General features: G+C 66.2%; 17 protein-coding genes and 3 rRNA genes. 16 read left to right on the top strand and 4 right to left on the bottom strand.

Translation table 11 applies throughout. The features are described from left to right. The first annotated feature begins 7 nt into the window (after positions 1 to 7). Entirely contained in the window at positions 8 to 982 is a 975-nt protein-coding gene (locus OG558_RS00100) for a glycosyltransferase family 2 protein (protein ID WP_405068381.1), read from the top strand. Further along, positions 979 to 3,186 (top strand): hypothetical protein, encoded by a 2,208-nt coding sequence (locus OG558_RS00095; protein WP_405068379.1) that lies wholly within the window; start codon positions 979 to 981, stop codon positions 3,184 to 3,186. Before OG558_RS00100 ends, OG558_RS00095 begins: the two co-directional genes overlap by 4 nt. A gap of 511 nt (positions 3,187 to 3,697) precedes the next feature. Here the strand turns inward: OG558_RS00095 and OG558_RS00090 are convergent. Next, the gene (locus tag OG558_RS00090; protein ID WP_405072097.1) at positions 3,698 to 4,525 is read right to left on the bottom strand and encodes a hypothetical protein; all 828 of its coding nucleotides are present in this window, start codon (positions 4,523 to 4,525) and stop codon (positions 3,698 to 3,700) included. 21 nt (positions 4,526 to 4,546) lie between these two features. Between OG558_RS00090 and OG558_RS00085 the strand changes: the two genes are divergently transcribed. Continuing rightward, positions 4,547 to 4,768, top strand: a complete 222-nt coding sequence (locus tag OG558_RS00085) for a hypothetical protein (RefSeq protein WP_405072302.1) — start codon at positions 4,547 to 4,549, stop codon at positions 4,766 to 4,768. A gap of 198 nt (positions 4,769 to 4,966) precedes the next feature. On the opposite strand, the gene OG558_RS00080 is transcribed toward OG558_RS00085, so the two are convergent. Continuing rightward, a complete protein-coding gene (locus tag OG558_RS00080; RefSeq protein WP_405068378.1) occupies positions 4,967 to 5,839 on the bottom strand; it encodes an RNA polymerase sigma-70 factor in 873 nt (290 codons plus the stop codon). Then, positions 5,836 to 6,390 (bottom strand): carboxymuconolactone decarboxylase family protein, encoded by a 555-nt coding sequence (locus tag OG558_RS00075; RefSeq protein ID WP_405068377.1) that lies wholly within the window; start codon positions 6,388 to 6,390, stop codon positions 5,836 to 5,838. Before OG558_RS00075 ends, OG558_RS00080 begins: the two co-directional genes overlap by 4 nt. Positions 6,391 to 6,616: 226 nt before the next feature. Between OG558_RS00075 and argC the strand changes: the two genes are divergently transcribed. From argC to OG558_RS00035, 8 genes are all read left to right on the top strand, one after another. Then, positions 6,617 to 7,648: an N-acetyl-gamma-glutamyl-phosphate reductase gene (gene argC / locus OG558_RS00070; RefSeq protein WP_405068376.1), complete on the top strand. Its 1,032-nt coding sequence runs from the start codon at positions 6,617 to 6,619 to the stop codon at positions 7,646 to 7,648. Continuing rightward, positions 7,645 to 8,847 (top strand): bifunctional glutamate N-acetyltransferase/amino-acid acetyltransferase ArgJ, encoded by a 1,203-nt coding sequence (argJ, locus tag OG558_RS00065; RefSeq protein WP_405068375.1) that lies wholly within the window; start codon positions 7,645 to 7,647, stop codon positions 8,845 to 8,847. The genes argC and argJ overlap by 4 nt, the downstream gene beginning before the upstream one ends. Further along, positions 8,844 to 9,731: an acetylglutamate kinase gene (argB, locus tag OG558_RS00060; RefSeq protein ID WP_328518927.1), complete on the top strand. Its 888-nt coding sequence runs from the start codon at positions 8,844 to 8,846 to the stop codon at positions 9,729 to 9,731. The genes argJ and argB overlap by 4 nt, the downstream gene beginning before the upstream one ends. After that, positions 9,728 to 10,930 (top strand): acetylornithine transaminase, encoded by a 1,203-nt coding sequence (locus OG558_RS00055; RefSeq protein WP_405068374.1) that lies wholly within the window; start codon positions 9,728 to 9,730, stop codon positions 10,928 to 10,930. The genes argB and OG558_RS00055 overlap by 4 nt, the downstream gene beginning before the upstream one ends. 235 nt (positions 10,931 to 11,165) lie before the next feature. Beyond that, a complete protein-coding gene (gene argF / locus OG558_RS00050) occupies positions 11,166 to 12,101 on the top strand; it encodes an ornithine carbamoyltransferase (RefSeq protein WP_329480492.1) in 936 nt (311 codons plus the stop codon). Beyond that, the gene (locus tag OG558_RS00045; RefSeq protein ID WP_329480490.1) at positions 12,098 to 12,652 is read left to right on the top strand and encodes an arginine repressor; all 555 of its coding nucleotides are present in this window, start codon (positions 12,098 to 12,100) and stop codon (positions 12,650 to 12,652) included. The genes argF and OG558_RS00045 overlap by 4 nt, the downstream gene beginning before the upstream one ends. A gap of 66 nt (positions 12,653 to 12,718) precedes the next feature. Beyond that, positions 12,719 to 14,134 (top strand): argininosuccinate lyase, encoded by a 1,416-nt coding sequence (gene argH / locus OG558_RS00040; protein WP_405068373.1) that lies wholly within the window; start codon positions 12,719 to 12,721, stop codon positions 14,132 to 14,134. A 21-nt stretch (positions 14,135 to 14,155) separates the two neighbouring features. After that, entirely contained in the window at positions 14,156 to 14,839 is a 684-nt protein-coding gene (locus OG558_RS00035; protein WP_329480486.1) for a DNA-3-methyladenine glycosylase, read from the top strand. Here the strand turns inward: OG558_RS00035 and OG558_RS00030 are convergent. Next, positions 14,836 to 15,783 carry an LLM class flavin-dependent oxidoreductase gene (locus OG558_RS00030; RefSeq protein ID WP_405068371.1) on the bottom strand — a complete coding sequence of 316 codons (948 nt, stop codon included), beginning with the start codon at positions 15,781 to 15,783 and terminating at the stop codon, positions 14,836 to 14,838. The two genes, OG558_RS00035 and OG558_RS00030, sit on opposite strands and share 4 nt — an antisense overlap. A 111-nt stretch (positions 15,784 to 15,894) precedes the next feature. Between OG558_RS00030 and OG558_RS00025 the strand changes: the two genes are divergently transcribed. The 5 genes from OG558_RS00025 to rrf all read left to right on the top strand — a co-directional run bounded on the left by OG558_RS00025 (position 15,895) and on the right by rrf (position 24,289). Continuing rightward, positions 15,895 to 16,932: an App1 family protein gene (locus OG558_RS00025; RefSeq protein WP_405068369.1), complete on the top strand. Its 1,038-nt coding sequence runs from the start codon at positions 15,895 to 15,897 to the stop codon at positions 16,930 to 16,932. Positions 16,933 to 16,991: 59 nt separating this feature from the next. Next, on the top strand, positions 16,992 to 18,296 hold the full coding sequence (gene tyrS, locus OG558_RS00020; RefSeq protein WP_405068368.1) for a tyrosine--tRNA ligase: 1,305 nt from the start codon (positions 16,992 to 16,994) through the stop codon (positions 18,294 to 18,296). 561 nt (positions 18,297 to 18,857) lie between these two features. Beyond that, positions 18,858 to 20,375 (top strand): 16S ribosomal RNA (locus OG558_RS00015). Between the two features lie 498 nt (positions 20,376 to 20,873). After that, positions 20,874 to 24,001, top strand: a 23S ribosomal RNA gene (locus OG558_RS00010). A 170-nt stretch (positions 24,002 to 24,171) separates the two neighbouring features. Further along, positions 24,172 to 24,289: ribosomal RNA gene (gene rrf, locus OG558_RS00005) — 5S ribosomal RNA — on the top strand. The 16S, 23S and 5S rRNA genes sit together here, the layout of an rRNA operon. The last annotated feature ends 38 nt before the right edge of the window (positions 24,290 to 24,327 follow it).

Raw genomic sequence — 24,327 nt, 5'->3', positions numbered from 1 at the left:
GCAGCCGATGCGGGACACCGAGGACCCCGAGCTCTCCGTCGTCGTACCGATGTACGACGAGGAGGACGTGCTGCCGATCTTCTTCGACCGGATGCATCCGTTGCTCGACAGCCTCGGCATCAGCTACGAGGTGCTCGTCGTCGACGACGGCAGCCGGGACAAGACGGCCGCACTGCTGCTCGAGGCCGTGCAGGACTGGGCCCAGCTCCGCGTCGTCCGCCTGCTCCGGAACAGTGGTCACCAGGCCGCGCAGTCGGCCGGCTTCCGCCGCGCCCGCGGCCGGTACGTCGTCACCATCGACGCCGACCTGCAGGACCCGCCGGAAGTGATCGCCGAGTTCCTGACGGCCGTCCGCGAGCAGGACGTCGACGTCGTGTACGGCGTTCGCGCGGACCGCTCGAGTGATTCGTGGGCGAAGCGGACAACGGCCCGGCTGTACTACCGCCTGATGTGCCGCCTCGTCGGCAAGGACATCCCGTTCGACGCGGCGGACTTCCGGCTGGTGTCGCGCCGGGTGGTCGACGCGGTCAACGCGCTCCCCGAGGACGGCCGGGTGTTCCGGTTGGTGATCCCGTGGCTCGGGTTCCCGAGCGCCGAGGTCCGGTACGTCCGTGCCGAGCGAGCCGCCGGGACGACGAAGTACAGCCTGTCCAAGATGCTTCGGCTCGCGTTCGACAGCGTGACCGCGTTCTCGGCGGCGCCGCTGCGGCTGGCGACCTGGCTCGGCCTGCTCGGCGGCCTGATGTCCGCGCTGTTCGTGGTCGGCGCGCTGGTGATCAAGGTGAGCGGCCACAGCATTCCCGGTTGGACATCGACCGTGCTCGCGGTCAGCGTGATCGGCGCGATCCAGTTGCTCTGCCTCGGCCTGCTGGGTGAGTACGTGGCCCGGTTGTTCCAGTCCAGCCAGCGGCGCCCGCAGTTCCTCGTCGGGTACGACAGCCTCGAAGACCAAGGGCATCAGGAACCGGTCCAGCACAGATGAGGCGGTTGCTCCCGTGGCTGCTGCCGTTGCTGGTAGCGGTCCTCGGGCTCGCGTCGGTCGACGTCGGTCCCGGCCCGATCGTCAAGTACGCCGTGTACTTCGCGCTGGCGATCGCACTCCCCGGGACTCTCCTGCTCCGCGCCGCGTGGCGTAGTACCGGCAACTGGGCGGAGGACGTCGGCCTCGGGTCTGTCGTCGGAGCGACCTGGCAGCTGATCGGCTGGGCATTGTTCACCGCCCTCGGCTGGCAACGCTGGTTGATCGTCTGGCCGGCTTTGGTACTGGTCGCCTTCGCGGCGTTCGGACGGAGGTTCTGGCGGATCGCCGACCCGAAGCCGTTGCCGGTCGCGTGGACCTGGGGACTGGCCGTGTCGTCGGCGGTCGTGCTCGGCGTGTCAACAGTCGGCGTGATGGCGTATCACCCGATGCCTCCGGGCGGTACGGCGTACTACCCGGACCTGCTCTATCACCTGTCGATGGTGCACGAGCTGATGCGGTCGGTGCCGCCGGAGTTGCCACAGGTCGCGGGGGAGCGGCTGGAGTACCACTGGTTCGCGAACGCCGACATGGCCGGGGCCGTGGACATCACCCGACTCGCACCGATCGTCGTGGTCTTCCGGCTGTGGCTGCTGCCCTGGCTGGTCGTCGCCCTGCTCGTGTGCGCGACGCTGGCGCGGACGGTGAGTCGCACCTGGTGGACCGGCGTACTCGCGGCTCTGGCTCTGGCCGCGCCGCAGTTGTACTTGCTCGTCGACACGAGTGTGAATCTCGCCGCGCCGGTCAGCTTCCTCAGTCCGTCGCAGACGTTCGGGATGGTCGCCGGTGTGACGGTGGCGGTGTTCCTGATCGAGTTGCTGTTCCGCAACGCCGGGGGCTGGTTGTGGGTGGTCGCGGTCGCCGTCGCGATCGTCGGCGGTGGGTCGAAGCCCACGGTGCTGCCGCTGCTGGTCGCGGGGGTCGGGCTGGCCGCGGTGTTCCTGCTGGTGACGACCCGGCGCGTGCCTGCGCGGATCGTCATCGCTGGGACCGCGCTGGTGGCGGTGGGTGTGGGGACCATGCTGACGGTTGCCGGGAGCACCAATGGTTCCGGGGTGCAGTTCCTCGCCGTGCTGAAGTCGCTTCCCGTCTACACGGCCGCGACCGGTGATACGACGCAGCCCGGGGCGGGCGGTCTGATTGTGCCGGCGCTGGCACATGGTGCGGTGGTCGGGACGCTGACGCTGCTGTTGGGGTTGCTGCTCACGCTGCAGGCGATGGCGCTGGTCGGCTTCGGGGTCGTCGGCCGGCGGGATCCGGTGGCGTGGTTCCTTCTGGGTGCGATGATCGCCGGCTGGGCGGGTTACCTCTTGATCGACCATCCGTCCGTGAGCGAGTCCTATTTCATCTACACGGCCGCGCCGTTCAGCCTGGCGGGAGCGGGCTGGTTCGCGGCGACCAGTGCCCGCGCGGCGCGCAGGCCGGTCTGGGTGGCGGTCGCGGCGTTCGGCCTCTCGGTGATCTACGCCGGTCTTTTCGTGTGGGCAAGGGGGGTGCCGGCCGGTCCGCCGAGCCGTCAATTGTGGGCGAGTACGCGGCTGCTGCTCGTCGTACTCGCGTTGACGGTCGTGCTGCTGCTCGTGTGGCGGCGGTTCTTGCGGCAGGCGGGTAGCGGGTTGTTCGTCGTACTGATGTTGCTGGCGATCGCGCCGATCAGCTCGTTCATCCAGAGCGCGGTGCATGGGGACACCGAGAAGTCGCCGACGTATCGGGCGCCGCGGTGGGTGGTGTATCCGGATGAGGCTTCGGCAGCGTTGTGGCTGGGTTCGCACTCGGCGCCGACGGATGTGGTCGCCACCAACACGTGGTGCCGGCCGGCCGGACCGCAGACGCCGGGGTGTGACGCGCGGGGGTACCTCGTCAGCGGGATGGCGGGCCGGCGGACGGTGATCGAGGGCTGGGCGTACACGAACCAGGCGATGGCCGAGCAGGGCGTCGGCGGCCGCCGCTACACCGAGCAGCCGTCGCCATGGCCCGAGCGGGTCGCTCTCACCAACCAGGCCCTGGCCGCACCGACCGCGGACGTGCTGCGGCGGCTGCGGGACGAGTACAGCGTTCGCTGGGTGTACGCCGACGCCCGCGACGGGACCGTGTCACCCGCACTCGACCGGCTGGCCGTGCTGCGACACAGCGTCGGCAAGATCAAGATCTACGAACTCGGAGAGTGATTGTCCCGTAACATTGGGTCCGCGTAGACCGTTACCTCTACGCAGGCCCCGCCCGTCGCCCACCGCCTCCGACCAACTCGAGGGGTATCCGTCTGACGCATCCGTGGGTGGTTCGATCGCCTCCTTCGCGTCCCCGGCAGTCGGCCTCGTCCTGCCGGTTGCCGCCGAGGTGGGGGGGTCTCATCTCGGATCGGGTGGGAGATCCTCCCCAGCCTGGCCCGGGTTCCCCGCCTACGGGTCTCGACCTGGGCGGACGTGGCGCATTCACTAACCCGGTCGTCAGCCGTCGACTGCTCGCGGCCGAGCCGGGGCATCTCTGGCATCGCGCTGGTTGATGAGTGGTGCAGGTCCGGTCAGCGGCGCGGCATCGCCACACCCGCCACAGCCACGGGGCGGGCGGGGTGTGGCGGACTCCCAGGCCATCACAATCACCGAGACGCCGGGACCGCCCGCGGGAGGCCTTCGTCCTCGCCTCGTTGTGATGGCCTGGCGATCCGGTCGACGGCACGGGCTACACCCACGGAACCGACCGGAGCGCCGGATATCCCCACGATTGATGCCTTCTCTCCTCGGACGCCGGTGGAGAACACAGCACGCGCCCGGATATCCGGACAGCGTCAGGGGTGGCGCGGCCTGCGGCGCCGTCGTCCGACGGGTTGGCCCGCGAACACCACGTCGGGCCTTTGAACACCCCACGACCTGTCCCAGGCCCCGACAACCTGTCCCAAGCCCTCACGTCTGCCCGAAGTCCTCGCCGACGTACGCCGCTCACCGCGGCTGCCGTGCGCCGCCTCCCCCGGCCCCCGCACGCGCGCCGTACCGCAGCCCGTCCTGGCCGCCGTACCGCCGCCTTATCCTGGCCGAGGTATGGCGCCGTCGCGGCCGACTCGTACGCGCCACTTGGTGGTCGGCGGCCGACTTTGTGCACTGTTGACGCGTCGTCGCCAAGGGGCTCGGTGCGGACTCGGTGCACAAAGTCAGGCGGGTCGGCTACGGGAGGCCGACAGGAGGTCCCACGGACGGCGGAGGTGAGTGCCAGGGCTACAGGTCCAGGACGAGCATGATCTCGTCGCGGTAGTCGTCCTCGGCGACGCGGACCGCGCGTGGGTGGCGGCCGACGACCCGGTAGCCGAGGGGCTCGTAGAACTTCTCGAGGCCGAGGCCGTCGCGGGATGGTCAGCTGGAGTTGTTCCAGGCCGAGGTCCACGGCCGAGCCGCGTAGGCTCTCCATCAGCACGCGGCCGGCGCCGTTGCCCTGGTGCTGCGGATGGACCATCACCCGCAGCACCGTGCGCCAATGCGCCTGTAGCGCGCTGGCGCGATCCACCAGCAGGCCCATCCCGGCGTACCGCTCGCCGGTGTGCAGCACGCCGAGCAGGTCCAGACCGGCCGCGACCCGGCCGAGCGCCTCGTCGAGTGTCTCCGCGACCAGCTCGACCGGGGCGGGTGGTGTGAACCCGACCGCGCCGCCGGCATCGGTGGCCGCGATCCAGGTGTCCAGCAGATCCGCCCGCAAGCCCGGATCCAGCGCGTCGTCCGGTTCCACCACCAGGTACTTCACGGCACCTCCATCTGCGACTGAGTTGCAGATAGTCTAAGCCTCCAGGTCACGCAGACCCGGGACGGTGCTCGGGTCATCTCAGGTGATCCATCGCCTACTGCGCGGCAGTCGGTACGGCACCTCGCCCCACTGGCGCAAAGGCCACGAGGCTCCGCATCGAGACCTTCGCTCCAGCACGCCGATGCGCCGCACCGAGCACCTGCTCGCTACGGCGCTGGATCACCTGAGGTGACTCAACTTCTCAGGGTTGCGGATGAGGTAGAGCTCGGTGATCAGTTCGTCGGTGGTTTCGAGGAACGCGACCGTGTCCGGCTCGTCGTCGAAGTACGCGATGAACGCGGTGTCGTCGTTCAGCGTGGCCATCCGGATCTCGAAGTTCGGGTTCTCCGCGATCACCGCGAACAGCCAGCGGGCGATCTTCTCCGGGCCGTGGATCGGGCGCAGCGCGGCCCGCTTCTTGCCGCCGCCGTCGCTGATCAGTACGGCGTCCGGCGCGAGCAGCGACACGACCTGGTCGAAGTCGCCGGAGCCGGCCGCCGCCATGAATCGCATCGTGAGCTCGTTGTGCCGCGCCTTGTCGACGTGGTGCCGCGGCTGGCGCGCGTGCACGTGCTCGCGGGCCCGGTGCGCGAGCTGCCGGACCGCGCTCTCCGACCGGCCGAGGGTGTCCGCGATCTCGTCGTACGGGAGATCGAACACCTCACGCAGGACGAACGTCGCGCGCTCGAGCGGCGAGAGCGTCTCGAGGACGACCAGCATCGCCATGCTGACGGAGTCTGCCATCTCCACGACGGCCGCCGGGTCGTCGTTCGACGCGAGGGCCGGACCTATCGGCTCGGGCAGCCACGGGCCGACGTACTGCTCCCGCCGCGCCTTCTGCTCGCGCAGCCGGTTGAGCGCGAGCCGTGTGGTGATGCGGATCAGGTACGCGCGGACGTCGCGGATATCGTCGTGGTCGATCGCGGCCCAGCGCAGCCAGGCCTCCTGGACCACGTCCTCCGCGTCGCTGACACTGCTCACCACCCGGTACGCCGCTCCGACCAGGACGGCCCGGTGTTCGTCGAACTCCCGGGCCAGCTGCTCGTCGTTCACCGGACCGGCCTCAGCTCGCAGAACTCCTTGAAGCCCTGGCTGGTCAGGCCGAGCGCGGCGTTGACGCGGGAGCGGTAGTTCTCCAGCGAAACCATCGCGGTCAGCTCGACCAGCTGCTCGTCGGTCAGGTCCTGGCGCAGCCGCTCGACCTGCTCGTCGGTGACCTCCGGCGGGGTCGCTGTCATCGCCTCGGCGTAGTCCATCACCGCGCGCTCCAGATCCGTGTAGACGTCGCTGTCCCGCCACCCTGGCACATCGCGCAGCTTGACCGGGTCGACACCCTGGTGGTGGAACTCCCAGTAGCCGAAGTCCATGCACCAACTGCACCCGATCCGCGCCGACACCACCATCACTGCGAGTGCCTTGAGCGCGGGATCCAGCGCCTTCCACCGCGCCGCTGTCCCCTCCAGCAGCAGTGTCGAGACCAGCACCCTTCGGTTGTGCAATGCGACCTTCCCGGGATCCGGCACCTTCCCGTACTTCCGCCGGCCGCCCCATTCCGCCAGCCGCACAAACCAGGTCCGCTCATGCTCCAGCCCGATCCGAGCCATCAAACCCACCTCCAGGTCGTCGTCCCCCTACCGGACACGCCCCACCGGCCGCCTGTGACATGAGCTGGGTCACAGCTGTGCAGCTCGACAGGATGTAGTCCTCGTCGAGCGAGGTGGTGAACGAACCGGCAGGCGTGCGGGATGCTGTACGTAGATGGGTACGTCCTGTCGGAGTGCACAGCTGATGTGGTTGGATATTCTTCCGGAGCATGGCATACTCATTCATATGAGTGTGAAGGTGGCGGTGGCCGGGGCCAGTGGATATGCGGGCGGTGAGTTGCTGCGGTTGCTGAGCGGCCACCCGCAGGTCGAGATCGGCGCACTGACCGCCGCAGCGAGTGCCGGTACGGCGCTCGGCGAGCACCACCCGCACCTCGTGCCGCTGGCCGGGCGCACCCTGGTCGAGACCACGGCGGAGACGCTGGCCGGTCACGACGTGGTGTTCCTGGCCCTGCCGCACGGACAGTCCGCCGGAATCGCCGAGCAACTCGGCGAGGACGTCACCGTGATCGACTGCGGCGCGGACTTCCGGCTGACCGAGGCCGAGGCGTGGGTCGAGTTCTACGGCGGTGAGCACGCCGGCTCCTGGCCGTACGGACTTCCGGAGCTCCCGGGGCAGCGGGACAAGCTCCGCGGTTCGCACCGTGTCGCCGTACCGGGGTGTTATCCGACGGTCTCCACGCTCGCCCTGCTGCCCGCCGTACAGAACGGCCTCGTCGATCCCGGCCAGCTGGTGGTGGTCGCGGTCAGCGGGACGTCCGGCGCGGGCAAGGCGCCGAAGCCGCACCTGCTCGGCGCCGAGGTGATGGGGTCGGCCTCCGCGTACGGCGTCGGCGGGGTCCACCGGCACACCCCGGAGATCGAGCAGAACCTCACGCCGTATGCCGAGCAGCCGGTGAGCGTCTCCTTCACCCCGGTGCTCGTGCCGATGTCCCGCGGCATCCTTGCCACCTGCAGCGCATCGGTTGCCGACGGCACCGATCTGGCGACGCTACGACAGGCCTACGAGGATGCCTACCGCAACGAGCCGTTCGTGCACGTGCTGCCCGAAGGACAGTGGCCGCAGACGCAGGCCACCCTCGGCGCGAACACCGTGCAGCTGCAGCTCGCCCTCGACCCGCGCACCGGCCGCGCCGTCATCGTGGCCGCGATGGACAACCTCACCAAGGGCACCGCCGGCGGAGCCGTGCAGTGCATGAACCTGGCCGTCGGTCTCGACGAGACCCTGGCCCTTCCCCTCGTAGGAGTAGCCCCGTGACCGTAGCAGTCACCCCGGACACCCAAGTCGATCGGAGCGCCGGGGTCACAGCGCCGGCCGGCTTCCGTGCGGCCGGGGTGATCGCCGGGATCAAACCGGCCGGCACGCCGGACCTCACAGTCGTGGTCAACGAGGGCCCGCACGATGTGGCCGCCGGTGTCTTCACCACCAACAAGGTGAAGGCCGCGCCCGTGCTCTGGTCCCAGCAGGTCCTGACCGCCGGCAAGCTGAAGGCCGTCGTCCTGAACTCCGGCGGCGCCAACGCCTGCACCGGACCCGAAGGCTTCCAGGACACGCACCAGACCGCGGAGAAGCTGGCCGAGGTGCTCGGTCTCGGCGCGGCCGAGATCGGGATCTGCTCGACCGGCCTGATCGGCGAGCGGCTGCCGATGGACAAACTCATCCCCGGCATCGATGCGGCCGTAGATGCGCTGGGCAACGGTCCCGAGCACGGGCTGGCCGCGGCAACTGCGGTGATGACGACCGACAACGTGCCGAAGCAGGCTGTGCTGAAGCACGCGGACGGCTGGAGCATCGGCGGGTTCGCGAAGGGCGCCGGGATGTGCGCGCCGAACATGGCGACGATGCTCAGCGTCATCACGACCGACGCCGTACTCGACCAGCCGCACCTGGACCACGCGCTGCGGAACGCGGTCGGCAAGACCTTCAACCGGCTCGACGTCGACGGGGGAACGTCGACCAACGACACCGTCCTGCTGTTGAGCTCGGGCGCGTCCGGCGTGAGCGTCAGTCCGGAGGAGTTCGAGGCCGCTCTGACGGTGCTGGCCGGCGACCTGGTGAAGCAGCTGCAGGCGGATGCCGAGGGCGTCACCAAGCACATCAGCATCACCGTGCAGGGCGCGGCGACCGAGGCGGAGGCGCTGGCCGCCGCGAAGGTCGTTGCTGAGGACAACCTCTGCAAGACGGCGTTCTTCGCCTCCGATCCGAACTGGGGACGGATCGCGATGGCGGTGGGCAACGCCCCGACCGCGTTCGACCCGTCGTTGCTCGACATCACCTTGAACGGCGCCCCGGTCTGCGTTGCCGGTGACAAGGGCGTCGACCGGTCCGAGGCGGACCTGAGCGGCCTGGAGATCGACGTACTGATCGACCTGCACGCCGGCCCGGCGTCGGCCACGGTGCTCACCACCGACTTGTCACACGCGTACGTCGAAGAGAACTCGGCGTACGCGTCATGAGTCTGACCACGACGCACGCGCAGGCAGTCGAGAAGGCCGCGGTCCTGACCGAGGCCTTGCCCTGGCTGAAGGAGTTCCACGGCAAGACGGTCGTGGTGAAGTACGGCGGGAACGCCATGGTGGACGAGGAGCTCAAGCGCGCGTTCGCCGAGGACATCGTGTTCCTCCGGTACAGCGGCGTCCGGGTCGTCGTGGTCCACGGCGGCGGCCCGCAGATCAGCGACATGCTCGGCCGGCTCGGCATCGACAGCGAGTTCCGCGGCGGCTTGCGAGTCACCACGCCGGAGGCGATGGACGTCGTCGGCATGGTCCTGGTCGGCAAGGTCGGCCGCGAACTGGTCGGTCTGCTCAACGCGCACGGTCCGTTCGCCGTCGGCATGTCTGGTGAGGATGCCGGCTTGTTCACCGCGGAGCGTCGGACGGCGATCGTCGACGGCGAGTCGGTCGACATCGGGCTGGTCGGGGACGTGGTCGACGTACGACCGGAGGCGGTGATCGACCTGATCGACGCCGGCCGGATCCCGGTCGTGTCGACGATCGCGCCGGACGAGGACGGCCAGGCGCACAACGTGAACGCCGACACCGCGGCCGCCGCGCTGGCGGTCGCGCTCGGGGCCGAGAAGCTGGTCGTGCTGACCGACGTGGCCGGGTTGTACCGGAACTGGCCGGACAGCGACGAGATCATCACCCAGATCGACGCGGCCGAGCTCGCCGAGTTGCTGCCGTCGCTCGCGTCCGGCATGGTCCCCAAGATGGAGGCCTGCTTGCGCGCGGTCGAGTCGGGCGTGTCCCGGGCGACCGTGATCGACGGCCGGGTGCCGCACTCCCTGCTGCTGGAAATCTTCACCGACGCCGGAAGTGGAACCCAGGTGATTCCGTCATGACCGAACTGCTGACCGTCGACGGCACGCAGAATGCTCTCACCGAGCGGTACACGAGTGCGCTGATGAACACCTTCGGTGCGCCGAAGCGGGTGTTGGTCCGCGGCGAGGGCGCGTATCTGTGGGATGCCGACGGCAACAAGTACCTCGACCTGCTCGGCGGACTCGCGGTGAACTGCCTCGGTCACGCACACCCGTTCGTGGTGTCCGCCGTGACGTCGCAACTCGCCACCCTTGGCCATGTCTCGAACTTCTTCGCGTCGGCGCCGCAGATCGCGCTGGCCGAGAAGCTGCTCGGCCTGTTCGATGCCCCCGGCAAGGTGTTCTTCACCAACTCCGGCACCGAGGCGAACGAGGCGGCGTTCAAGATCACCCGTCGCACCGGGCGGACCAAGATCGTCTCGACCGTCGGTGCCTTCCACGGGCGGACCATGGGCGCGCTCGCGGTGACCTGGAAGCCGGCGTACCGGGAAGCCTTCGCGCCACTGCCCGGCGACGTGGAGTTCGTCCCGTACGGCGATGTGGACGCGCTGGCCGCGGCTGTCGACGACGAGACCGCGGCCGTCGTACTCGAGCCGATGCAGGGGGAGAACGGCGTCGTCGTACCGCCGGCCGGGTATCTACAGGCGGCGAGGCGGATCACGTCGGAGCACGGTGCGCTGCTGTGGCTCGACGAGATCCAGACCGGGATCGGCCGGACCGGGACGTGGTTCGCTTTCGAGCCCGAGGGGATCACGCCGGACCTGGTGACCGTCGCGAAGGGCCTCGGCGCCGGGATCCCGATCGGTGCGTGTATCGGGCTGGGCGCGGCCGCGGACTTGTTGCAGCCGGGCAACCACGGGACGACTTTCGGCGGCAACCCGGTCGCGGCGATCGCAGGTCTCGCCGTCCTGACGGTGATCGAGCGGGACGGGCTGCTCGCCCAGGTGAATGCCGTCGGCAACCACCTCGCGTCGTCGATCATCGCGCTCGACCATCCGCTGATCGCGGGCGTGCGCGGTCGCGGGCTGCTGCTGGCGATCGAGCTGACCCGGCCGGTGTCGGACCAGGTCGCCGCGCTGGCGCTGGCCGCCGGGTTCGTGATCAACAACCCGATTCCGGACGCGTTGCGGCTGGCGCCGCCGTACATCCTGAGCAAGGCTGACGCTGATAGTTTCGTCGCGGCCCTCCCGGGGCTGCTGGACAAGGTGGAGACCCCATGACAGTGCTTTTGGCCGGGCCTTCGGCGCCGGCAGGGTCATGGGGCTCTACCTCCCGGCCTTCCCTCGTCGCTCCAGTCGCTGTGTCGGATGCCACGCCTCCGGCGCGGCAGGTCATAGGGCTTGGCTCCCGGTCTTCCCTCGTCTCTCCGGTCGCTTCGCTCCCTGCGTTCCTCAGTCCAGACCGGGGCCCCATGACCGGGCTCCCTCCACTCCTCAGTCCAGGCCGGGAGGCCCCATGACCGTCAGGCACTTCTTACGTGATGATGACCTCAGTCCGGTCGAGCAGGACGAGGTGCTGACGCTGGCTGAGCAGATGACGACGGACCGGTACGGACACCAGCCGCTGGCCGGCCCGAAGACGGTCGCGGTGATCTTCGACAAGAACTCCACCCGGACCCGGATCTCGTTCACGGTCGGCATCACCGAGCTGGGCGGCCTCCCCATGGTCATCGACGCGCAGAGTTCGCATCTGGGGCGCGGTGAGCCGATCGCGGACACCGCGCGGGTGCTGGAGCGGCAGGTAGCGGCGATCGTCTGGCGGACGTCCGGGCAGACCCGCATCGAGGAAATGGCGGGGGCCTCGCGGGTGCCGGTGATCAACGGGCTGACCGATGAGTTCCACCCGTGCCAGATCCTCGCCGACCTGCAGACCGTGCGGCAGCACAAGGGATCGACCGCCGGGCTGAAGCTGGTCTACCTGGGTGATGGTGCCAACAACATGTCGCACTCCTATCTGCTCGGTGGTGCGACGGCCGGGATGCATGTGGTCATCGCCTCGCCGGCCGCCTACCAGCCGGATCCGGCCATCCTGGCTCGTGCGGCCGAGATCGCGGCGTCGACCGGAGGCTCGGTCGCTTGGACGGCGGATCCGGTGGCGGCGGCCGACGCCGCCGACGTGGTGGCCACGGACGCATGGGTGTCGATGGGGCACGAAGCCCAGGTCGCCGAGCGGGCGGAGCCGTTCGTCCCCTACGCGGTGACCGAGGAACTGATGGCGAAGGCAAGCTCCGACGCGATCGTGCTGCACTGTCTGCCCGCCTACCGCGGCAAGGAGATCGAGGCGGCCGTGATCGACGGACCGCAGTCGGTCGTCTGGGACGAGGCCGAGAACCGCCTGCACGCGCAGAAGGCGCTGCTGTCCTGGCTGCTGGCAAGGAGCTTCGCAGCATGAACGTGGCAGTGCCGACGACCAAGACTGCGCGTCAGCAGCGGATCGTCGATCTGCTCGGGCGGCAGCCGGTGCGCTCGCAGACCGAGCTGGCCGACCTGCTCGCGGCGTCCGGCCTCGTCGTCGGCCAGGCCACGCTGTCCCGCGACCTGGTCGAGATCGGGGCGGTGAAGGTCCGCGACTCGTCCGGCCAGCTCCTGTACGCCGTACCGGGTGAAGGCGGCGACCGTACGCCGCGAGCCGGCGAGGCGGCCGCCTTCGAAGCCCGCCTGGGCCGAGTGGCGTCGGAACTGCTCGTGAGCGCCGAGGGCAGCGCCAACCTGGTCATCCTGCGAACCCCGCCGGGGGCGGCTCAGTACTTCGCGTCGGCGATCGACCACGTGGGACTGGACGACGTCCTCGGCACCATCGCCGGCGACGACACGGTCATGGTCGTCTCCCGCAACCCCACCGGCGGCGAGGCCCTCGCGGCCCGCTTCCTGGGCCTGGCCGAACGCGCCGACACCAAGCCGGACCACACGGTCGTACCCCTCAAACACCTGACCGACGACTGACTGGCAGCCCGACCTGGCCACCCGCCGTCAGCCGCCCACTCCGAAGCCAAGTAAAGGAAATGTGAGATGAGTACGGGAGAAAGCGCTGCCCTGTGGGGTGGGCGGTTTGCGGGTGGGCCGGCGGATGCGTTGGCGGCGTTGAGCAAGTCGACACAGTTCGACTGGCGATTGGCGCCGTACGACATCGCCGGGTCGAAGGCGCATGCGAAGGTGCTGCACCGCGCCGGGCTGCTGACCGACGAGGATCTTGCCGCGATGCTGGCTGGGCTGGACGGGCTGCTGGACGACGTACTGGCTGGGCGCTTCCTGCCGGCTGAGAGTGACGAGGACGTGCACACCGCCCTGGAGAACGGGCTGCTCGAGCGGCTCGGGGCCGAGCTGGGTGGGCGGTTGCGTGCCGGGCGGTCGCGGAACGACCAGGTCGCCACGCTGTTCAAGGGCTACCTGCGTGAGCACGGCCGGATCATCAGCCGGCTGCTGCTGGAGCAGGTGAGCACGCTCGCCGAGCAGGCCGAGAAGCACCTCGGGGTCGCGATGCCGGGCCGGACCCACTTGCAGCACGCGCAGCCGGTCCTGCTCTCGCACCACCTGCTCGCGCACGCCTGGCCGCTGATCCGCGACCTCGACCGGCTGGCCGACTGGGACGCCCGCGTCGCCGCGGACTCGCCGTACGGATCGGGCGCGCTGGCAGGCAGCTCGCTGGGGCTGGACCCGCAGTTCGTCGCGACCGAGCTCGGCTTCACCAACTCGTCGGCGAACTCGATCGACGGGACCGCGTCCCGCGACTTCGTGGCCGAGTTCGCGTTCGTCACCGCGCAGATCGGGGTCGACCTGTCCCGGCAGGCCGAGGAGGTGATCATCTGGGCGACGAAGGAGTTCGGCTTCGTCGAGCTGGACGACGCGTTCTCGACCGGGTCGAGCATCATGCCGCAGAAGAAGAATCCGGACATCGCCGAGCTCGCCCGCGGCAAGGCCGGCCGGCTGATCGGCAACCTCAGCGGCCTGCTCGCGACACTGAAGGCGCAGCCGCTGGCGTACAACCGAGACTTGCAGGAGGACAAGGAGCCGGTCTTCGACTCCATCGACACGCTCGAGGTGCTGCTGCCCGCCTTCACCGGGATGATCCGGACGCTGCGCTTCAACACCTCGCGGCTGGAAGAGCTCGCGCCGCAGGGCTTCTCGCTCGCGACGGACATCGCCGAGTGGCTGGTCCGGCAGAAGGTCCCGTTCCGGGTCGCCCACGAGGTCGCCGGGGCCTGCGTGCAGGAGTGCGAGAAGCGCGGCATCGAGCTCTGGGACCTCACCGACGAGGACCTGGCCGCCATCTCACCCTCGCTCACCCCGGACGTCCGCTCGGTGCTGACGGTGGAGGGCTCGCTCGCCTCCCGGAACACCCGCGGCGGTACGGCGGCCGAACGGGTCACCGAGCAACTGGCCGAACTCCGCACCCGCGCCACCGCTCTCACCGAACGCCTCGCCTGACGCTCGTCTAGGGTGCTGCGCATGCCCGTACGCCGCTCGCTGCTCGCGGGTCCCGTCCTCGACGTGGCCCCGAAGCTCCTCGGCATGGTCCTGCGCAGCACCACCGACGAGGGGACGGTCGCCGTCCGCCTCACCGAGGTCGAGGCGTACGACGGCCCGAACGACCCCGGCTCGCACGCCTACCGCGGCGAAACACCGCGGAACGCAGTGATGTTCGGCCCACCCGGATTCCTCTACGTCTACTTCACCTACGGCATGCATTACTGCATGAACGTGGTCGTCGGCCCGGAAGGCCGGCCCTCAGCGGTCCTGCTCCGGGCCGGCGAGATCATCGAAGGCCTCGACCTGGCCCGCGCCCGCCGCGGCCAACCCGACGCCCAGAAGGTCGTCGTCAACCAGGCACGTGCCGGTGTCCGAGCCGGACCGGTCGTCAAACGGCCCAACGGCAATCCGGACCGCGACCTCGCACGCGGCCCGGCCCGGCTGTGTGTTGCCCTCGGCATCGGACGGGACGGCAACGGCGCAGACCTGCTCGCCAAGGACTCGCCCATCCAGCTTCTCCCCGGCCCCGGCTTCGACGGCGAACCGTCCACCGGTCCCCGGGTAGGTCTCCGCGAAGCGGCCGACTGGGCCTGGCGCTTTTGGATCCCGGGCGATCCGACGGTCTCGCCGTACCGCCCGCACGTCCCGAAGCGCCGCGCCTAACGCTTGGCCAGCTCGAGGACGTAGTCGAGCTGCGGAAGACCGTGCTCCACCTCCGGATCCGGGAACAGCCCGATGTGATGCACCCCGGCCGCCTCCAGTGCGTCGAGGTGCGTGGCCGCATCGTCCAACGTGCCGATCGCCCCGATCTGCGTCCACCAGTCGACCGGCATCCCCACGAGCCCTTCGACGCCCGACTCGTCGAACAGCTTCTTCATGTCGTCGAAGAACGGCAGCGCGGTCACACCCGGGTGCTTGTCCCCGATCCGCCATCCCAGCCACGGAGCCGTCCACTCGTACGCCGTCTTGCGGTCACTCCGCACACACATCGCAGTGAACACGGCGACCACGAACCCCTCAGGTGATCCGGCGTACTCGACCGACTGACGCACGTACGGCGGCGTCGCGGGCTCCGCGAGTACGACGCCTCCCGCGACCCGGCCGGCCAGTGCCATCGACTTCGGTCCCATCACGCCGAGCAGGATCGGCGGCGGCTCGACCGGCGGCGCGTCCAGCTTCACATCCTTCAGGTAGACGGCCTTGCCCTCGAAGCTCACGTTCTCCCCGGCGAGCAGCCGGGTGACGGTCGTGGTGACCTCGTCGAGCGTGGTGAGCGGCGACTTCGGCCGGACGCCCATCTGGCCCATCCACTCCTGCACGCCGTGGCCGATGCCGGGCAGGAACCGCCCCGGCCCGAGCGCCTCCAGCGTCGCGAACTCCATCGCGGTCACCGCGGCGGTACGGGCGACCGCGGGCACGATGCCGAGGCCGATCTTGAGACGCTCGGTCGACGTCAGAGCGGCCGACACCAACGACGGTCCGGCGGTGAAGAAGCAGTCCTCGATGATCCACAGTTCGTCGGCCCCGCCTTGGTCCAGACGGCGAGCCACGTCGGTGACGAGGGCGGCGGGGTAGGTGCGCGGGAAGCACATTCCGAGAGCGGTCATGCGAAGACGGTAGAGGCAGGCGCCGACAGTTCGCGGAGGAGTCGGTAAAGGTCTTCCCACGGGTGGCGGGGGAGCGAGCGTAGGTGACCTCGCTCCGGGTAGGTTTCCGGTATGGCCCGTCCGCACTACGCCTCCCGTCTCGAGGACTGGTTCAACATCGGGGTGCAGGCGATCCTCCGGCGTCGCGGCTGGCGGGAGCGGATCATCCCGCATGTCGGCTACGGGACCTCGGAGTTCGTCCGGGTGCTGGCCCGCGTCGTCCTCGGCCGGGACCCGCGCAACCAGCCGCGGTTCGACGAGGACCAGGTGGTGCGGGGCTGGAAGGTGTTCGTCACCGCGCCGGCGACGAAGGTGCCGGTCTCGGTCACGGTCGGCGGGCAGACGTTCGAGGCGATCAGCGACCGGGGTGGGTTCATCGATCTCACCGTTCCGGTGGTGCTCCCGCCGGGCTGGCACGAGATCAACCTCGGCGTGCACGGCGAGCGGCAGGCCAGGGCCCGGGTGTACGTCCCTGACCCGGATGCGACCTTCGGACTGGTCAGCGACATCGACGACACGGTCATGCTGACCATGCTGCCGCGGCCGATGATCGCCGCCTGGAACACGTTCGTCCGCGATGAGCAGGCGCGTCGCGTCGTACCAGGGATGGCAGAGCTGTACGACGAGCTCCTGGCGGACCACCCGGGTGCGCCGATCTTCTACCTGTCCACCGGTGCGTGGAACACGGCTCCGACGCTGACCCGCTTCCTGGCGCGGCACGGGTACCCGGTCGGACCGTTGCTGCTGACGGACTGGGGGCCGACCAACACCGGCTGGTTCCGCAGCGGGCAGGAGCACAAGCGGACCGCACTGCGCCGGCTGGCGAAGGAGTTCCCGAACGTCCGCTGGGTCCTGGTCGGCGACGACGGCCAGCACGACCCCCAGTTGTACGGCGACTTCGCGCAGACGCACCCGGATCACGTCCGCGCCATCGGCATCCGTCAGCTCACCCCGGCCGAGCAGGTGCTGTCCCACGGTCTCCCCGTTCCCAACCCGGACCCGGGTGCCCACGATCCACAGCGGCCGACGGCTGCCACAGTCCAGGGGCCTGACGGCCATGCGCTCCGTCCGCAGCTCCGCGACGTACTGACGCGTCCCGAGCCCACCTGAGGCTCGTCGGCTCGAGTACAGGACACTTGTAGCTGACCGACGTACTCGAGGAGAGCCAAGTGACCGACAGCGGGACCGCACGCCGCACCCAGGTGCTGGATGACCTGGACAGCCGTGGCCTGATCGCCCACTCCACCGACCCGGACGCCCTGCGGGCCTCGATGGCGGCGGGACCGATCACCTCCTATGTCGGCTTCGACCCCACCGCACCCAGCCTGCACATGGGCAACCTGCTGCAGCTGCTGACGCTTCGACGGCTCCAACTGGCCGGCCACAACCCCATCGGCCTCGTCGGTGGCGCCACCGGCCTGATCGGCGACCCCAAGGAGAGCTCCGAGCGGGTGCTGAACCCGAAGGACGTCGTCCACCAGTGGGTCGAGCGGGTCCGCAGTCAGGTGGAGAAGTTTGTCGACTTCGACCCGGCACTGCCGAACCCGGCCCGGATCGTCAACAACTACGACTGGACCAAGGACCTCAACACGCTCGATTTCCTGCGGGACATCGGCAAGCACTTCCCGGTGAACCGGATGCTCGGCCGTGAGGTGGTGAAGGCCCGGTTGGAGCAGGGGATCAGCTACACGGAGTTCAGCTACGTGCTGCTGCAGTCACTGGACTACCTGGAGCTGTACCGGCGCTTCAACTGCACGCTGCAGACCGGCGGTAGCGACCAGTGGGGGAACCTGACTGCCGGAGTCGAGCTGATCCGCCGTACTGACTCGGGCAAAGCGCACGCCCTGGCTACGCCACTGGTGACCAAGGCCGACGGGACCAAGTTCGGGAAGACGGAGTCCGGATCGGTGTGGCTGGATCGGGAGCTGACGTCGCCGTACGCCTTCTACCAGTTCTGGTTCAACAGCGACGACCGCGACGTGATGCAGCTGGTGCGGTTCTACACGTTCCGCACGGTGGATGAGATCGCAGCCCTCGAGCAGGCGACGATGGAACGTCCACAGGCCCGTGAGGCGCAGCGCGTACTCGCGGAGGACGTGACGACGCTGGTGCACGGCTCTGAGGAGACGAGGAGAGTGCAGGAGGCATCCAGGGCGCTCTTCGGCCAGGGGGAGCTGGCGTCCCTCGACGGCTCCACACTCGTCGCCGCACTACGCGAAGCACCCCATGTCGAACTAGGCGCCGGCGAACCGATGCCGACGTACGGCGATCTGCTGGTGAAGGCGGGACTGGTCGCCAGCAAATCGGCTGCGCGGCGGACGGTCGCCGAAGGCGGTGGGTACCTCAACAACGAGAAGGTGAAGGACGCCGAGTACGTGCCTGGCACGGACGATCTGCTGCCCGGGGGAGTGCTGGTGCTGCGCCGCGGGAAGCGTTCGTTTGCAGGCGTTCTGGCCTCGCGGCCGCAGGACTGACGGCGGTCGGCTCCACTCCCACATCTGGGTTGCCGAGAGCAAATTACAACCGTGTGATCCTGCCCACCGGGAACCGATTTGACCGGCTACCTGCGAGCCACGTAATGTTCTTCTTGTTGGAGCGAGGCGCGGGACGCGAAAGCGGCCGGTCGCTCCGAACCCCCCAAGGCTAGCTCAGCCGAAACGTGTCCTCGGACTCGGGTCGGCGGCTCAGACGCGGCGGGTGAGCGGAAAAACTGGGACTTGACTCGGTGGATCCGCTCCGGTAGAGTAACGTAGGTTGCCCCGGAGTCCTCAGCTGAAAGGCTGGGACGCGGTGTGCGTCCGATTCTTGAGAACTCAACAGCGTGCCGAAAGTCAATGCCGAAATTGTATTATCCCCGTGCATGGGCTTCGGATGATGTTCTGCCAGGGACTTTTGTGGTTTTTGGTGGGGGTTGTTTGTTGTCTGTGTCGGATTCCTTTGAAATATTTCTGGATTCAAGTCAGTTTGATTTGTTTCTGATGTTCAGAGGATCACTCGATGTGTCGGCTCACCGGTTTTCCGGTTTGTCATATTTTTCAACGGAGAGTTTGATCCTGGCTCAGGACGAACGCTGGCGGCGTGCTTAACACATGCAAGTCGAGCGGTAAGGCCCCTTCGGGGGTACACGAGCGGCGAACGGGTGAGTAACACGTGAGCAACCTACCCTCAACTTTGGGATAAGCCTCGGAAACGGGGTCTAATACCGGATATGACTTCCGCCTTCATGGGTGGGGGTTGAAAGTTCTGGCGGTTGGGGATGGGCTCGCGGCCTATCAGCTTGTTGGTGGGGTAATGGCCTACCAAGGCTTCGACGGGTAGCCGGCCTGAGAGGGCGACCGGCCACACTGGGACTGAGACACGGCCCAGACTCCTACGGGAGGCAGCAGTGGGGAATATTGCGCAATGGACGAAAGTCTGACGCAGCAACGCCGCGTGAGGGATGACGGCCTTCGGGTTGTAAACCTCTTTCAGCAGGGACGAAGCGAGAGTGACGGTACCTGCAGAAGAAGGACCGGCCAACTACGTGCCAGCAGCCGCGGTAATACGTAGGGTCCGAGCGTTGTCCGGAATTATTGGGCGTAAAGGGCTCGTAGGCGGTTCGTCACGTCGGGAGTGAAAACTCGGAGCTTAACTCCGAGCCTGCTTCCGATACGGGCAGACTAGAGGTAGGCAGGGGAGAGCGGAACTCCTGGTGTAGCGGTGGAATGCGCAGATATCAGGAAGAACACCGGTGGCGAAGGCGGCTCTCTGGGCCTTACCTGACGCTGAGGAGCGAAAGCGTGGGTAGCGAACAGGATTAGATACCCTGGTAGTCCACGCCGTAAACGTTGGGCGCTAGGTGTGGGGGACATTCCACGTCCTCCGTGCCGCAGCTAACGCATTAAGCGCCCCGCCTGGGGAGTACGGCCGCAAGGCTAAAACTCAAAGGAATTGACGGGGGCCCGCACAAGCGGCGGAGCATGCGGATTAATTCGATGCAACGCGAAGAACCTTACCTGGGTTTGACATATAGGGAAATCTCGCAGAGATGCGGGGTCCGTAAGGGTCCTATACAGGTGGTGCATGGCTGTCGTCAGCTCGTGTCGTGAGATGTTGGGTTAAGTCCCGCAACGAGCGCAACCCTCGTCCTATGTTGCCAGCACGTTATGGTGGGGACTCATAGGAGACTGCCGGGGTCAACTCGGAGGAAGGTGGGGATGACGTCAAGTCATCATGCCCCTTATGTCCAGGGCTTCACGCATGCTACAATGGCCGGTACAAAGGGCTGCGAAACTGCAAAGTGGAGCGAATCCCAAAAAGCCGGTCTCAGTTCGGATTGGGGTCTGCAACTCGACCCCATGAAGTCGGAGTCGCTAGTAATCGCAGATCAGCAACGCTGCGGTGAATACGTTCCCGGGCCTTGTACACACCGCCCGTCACGTCATGAAAGTCGGCAACACCCGAAGCCGGTGGCCTAACCCTTGTGGAGGGAGCCGTCGAAGGTGGGGCTGGCGATTAGGACGAAGTCGTAACAAGGTAGCCGTACCGGAAGGTGCGGCTGGATCACCTCCTTTCTAAGGAGCATTGACGCCAGGTTCCGTTAAGGGTCTGGTGTCTACTCGTCGTTTCCTGGACGTTCGTTTCAGGGCGACGGTGCTTCGGAATGTGGAACATTGACCATTAGGCCGGGATCTCGAGTGATCGAGTTAGTACTGCACTTCTTTTCGGAGGGTGCGTGGAACGCGGAGAGCATGAGAGTGAAAGGTCGAGGCGCGCTGTTGGGTCCTGAGGAATCGGGCCCGGCTCACTGGACGTGATGTCTGGGGGGACGTGGACTGGTTTTTCTGGGTCACAGTCACACTGACGTTGTGTTGGTGTGGTGGGTGGCTGGGGCCGGCTCTCACCAAACTGCTGGTGGGTTCGCTTGATGGGTGTGTTGTTTCCCTGGATGGTGTGCTCGATCATGTGTGTGGTGGTTTAAGGGTTGGTGTTCCTGCCCGTATTTTGAGAACTGTATAGTGGACGCGAGCATCTCTTTGTAGCGTAATTTTGTCTTTTGTTGTTTGTTTTTGTGACAAGCTACTAAGGGCAATCGGTGGATGTCTTGGTACCAAGAGCCGATGAAGGACGTTGGAGCCTGCGATAAGCCCCGGGGAGTTGGCAACCGAGCTGTGATCCGGGGGTGTCCGAATGGGGAAACCCAGCTGGCATTCTAAAGCCAGTTACCAGTGCCTGAACACATAGGGTTCTGGAGGGAACGCGGGGAAGTGAAACATCTCAGTACCCGCAGGAAGAGAAAACAATAGTGATTCCGTGAGTAGTGGCGAGCGAAAGCGGATGAGGCTAAACCATGTGCGTGTGATAGCCGGCGTGCGTTGCGTATATGGGGTTGTGGGAGCATTCGGGTCTTAATGCCGTGAGACCAGAGAGTTATAAATCGCTGTTGAAGTCGAATCTTCTGGAATGTCGAGCCGTAGTGGGTTATAGCCCTGTAGGCGTAAGACAGTGACTCTCGAGTGTTTTCCCAAGTAGCACGGGACTCTTGAAATCCCGTGTGAATCTGGCGGGACCACCCGCTAAGCCTAAATACTTCTTGGTGACCGATAGCGGACTAGTACCGTGAGGGAAAGATGAAAAGTACCCCGGGAGGGGAGTGAAATAGTACCTGAAACCGATTGCCTACAATCCGTCGGAGCATCTCCTTGTGGGGTGTGACGGCGTGCCTTTTGAAGAATGAGCCTGCGAGTTAGTGGTGTGTGGCGAGGTTAACCCGTGTGGGGTAGCCGTAGCGAAAGCGAGTCTGAATAGGGCGCTTTAGTCGCATGCTCTAGACCCGAAGCGGAGTGATCTATCCATGGGCAGGTTGAAGCGTGGGTAAGACCGCGTGGAGGACCGAACCCACCAGGGTTGAAAACCTGGGGGATGACCTGTGGATAGGGGTGAAAGGCCAATCAAACTCCGTGATAGCTGGTTCTCCCCGAAATGCATATAGGTGCAGCGTCGCGTGTTTCTTACCGGAGGTAGAGCACTGGATGGTCTAGGGGGCTTACCGGCTTACCGAAATCAGCCAAACTCCGAATGCCGGTAAGTGAGAGCGCGGCAGTGAGACTGCGGGGGATAAGCTCCGTAGTCGAGAGGGAAACAGCCCAGATCACCAGCTAAGGCCCCTAAGCGATTGCTAAGTGGAAAAGGATGTGGAGTTGCCCAGACAACCAGGAGGTTGGCTTAGAAGCAGCCACCCTTGAAAGAGTGCGTAATAGCTCACTGGTCAAGTGATTCCGCGCCGACAATGTAGCGGGGCTCAAGCAATCCGCCGAAGCTGTGGCATTCACACTCGTACCAGGTGTTGTCTTCGGACGGCATCCAGGTGTGTGGATGGGTAGGGGAGCGTCGTGCAGCGTGTGAAGCAGCCTAGTGATGGAGTTGTGGATGCTGCACGAGTGAGAATGCAGGCATGAGTAGCGAATGACGGGTGAGAAACCCGTCCGCCGGATGATCAAGGGTTCCAGGGTCAAGCTAATCTGCCCTGGGTAAGTCGGGACCTAAGGCGAGGCCGACAGGCGTAGTCGATGGACAACGGGTTGATATTCCCGTACCGGCATTAACACGACCCGACCGAACCCGCTGATGCTAAGGACCAGAATCCATGACGCCTTCGGGCTGAGTGGGGGACGGTTTGACCCGAGGTGGTAGTAGGTGCATTGAGGAGTGACGCAGGAGGGTAGTCCAACCGCGGCGATGGTAGGCGCAAGCTGATCCGCGGGCAAGGTGGTAGGGCGAGGCATAGGCAAATCCGTGTCTCATTGTGCCTGAGAGCCGAGGCGGACCCGTTTAGGGGAAGTGGATGATCCCATGCTGCCGAGAAAAACTTCGCAGTGAGTGTTAGAGCCGCCCGTACCCCAAACCGACACAGGTGATCAGGTAGAGAATACCAAGGCGATCGAGTGAACCATGGTTAAGGAACTCGGCAAAATGCCCCCGTAACTTCGGGAGAAGGGGGGCCGGATCCGTTAGGTGACTTGCTCACCGACGCGGTGATGGCCGCAGAGACCAGGCCCAAGCGACTGTTTACTAAAAACACAGGTCCGTGCGAAGAAGTAATTCGATGTATACGGACTGACGCCTGCCCGGTGCTGGAACGTTAAGGGGACAGGTTAGCTGGCTTTAGGGCCGGCGAAGCTTTGAACTTAAGCGCCAGTAAACGGCGGTGGTAACTATAACCATCCTAAGGTAGCGAAATTCCTTGTCGGGTAAGTTCCGACCTGCACGAATGGCGTAACGACTTGGGCGCTGTCTCAACCGTGGACTCGGCGAAATTGCATTACGAGTAAAGATGCTCGTTACGCGCAGCAGGACGGAAAGACCCCGGGACCTTTACTACAACTTGGTATTGGTGGTCGGTACAACTTGTGTAGGATAGGTGGGAGACTGTGAAGCTCGGACGCCAGTTCGGGTGGAGTCATCGTTGAAATACCACTCTGGTTGTTCTGGCTGTCTAACTTTGGTCCGTTATCCGGATCAGGGACAGTGCCTGGTGGGTAGTTTGACTGGGGCGGTCGCCTCCTAAAAGGTAACGGAGGCGCTCAAAGGTTCCCTCAGCCTGGTTGGCAATCAGGTGTCGAGTGTAAGTGCACAAGGGAGCTTGACTGTGAGACAGACATGTCGAGCAGGGACGAAAGTCGGAACTAGTGATCCGGCGGTGGCATGTGGGAGCACCGTCGCTCAACGGATAAAAGGTACCCCGGGGATAACAGGCTGATCTTCCCCAAGAGTCCATATCGACGGGATGGTTTGGCACCTCGATGTCGGCTCGTCGCATCCTGGGGCTGGAGTAGGTCCCAAGGGTTGGGCTGTTCGCCCATTAAAGCGGCACGCGAGCTGGGTTTAGAACGTCGTGAGACAGTTCGGTCCCTATCCGCTGCGCGCGCAGGAGACTTGAGAAGGGCTGCCCCTAGTACGAGAGGACCGGGGTGGACGAACCTCTGGTGTGCCAGTTGTTCCGCCAGGAGCACGGCTGGTTGGCTACGTTCGGGAGTGATAACCGCTGAAAGCATCTAAGCGGGAAGCACGCTTCAAGATGAGGTCTCCCACCGGGTTAACCGGGTAAGGCCCCCAGTAGACCACTGGGTTGATAGGCCAGAAGTGGAAGCATCGCAAGATGTGGAGCTGACTGGTACTAATAGGCCGAGGGCTTGTCACACACACCCACCCATGGTGGGTAGCAAACCCCCAGAAGACACTGCGCTACGTAACTGAGAGAAGCATTCGCGTCCACTGTACGGTTCCCGAAATACGGTCAACCCCCAGCCCACCAAACCCCACACGGGGTTTGTGGCTTGGCAGGATGGTTGGTTGATATTTCTATAGAGTTTCGGTGGCCATAGCGTCGGGGAAACACCCAGTCTCCATTCCGAACCTGGAAGTTAAGCCCGACAGCGCCGATGGTACTGCGATCGGGAGATCGTGGGAGAGTAGGACGCCGCCGGACATTCACACTGTTAAGGGCCACCCCGTAAGGGGTGGCCC

Origin of the sequence: Kribbella sp. NBC_01510, from assembly GCF_045040325.1 — a bacterium.
Taxonomy (GTDB): Bacteria; Actinomycetota; Actinomycetes; order Propionibacteriales; family Kribbellaceae; genus Kribbella.
The sequence above is the reverse complement of the archived record's forward strand: the minus strand, read 5'-3'. Positions and strand labels throughout refer to the sequence as shown.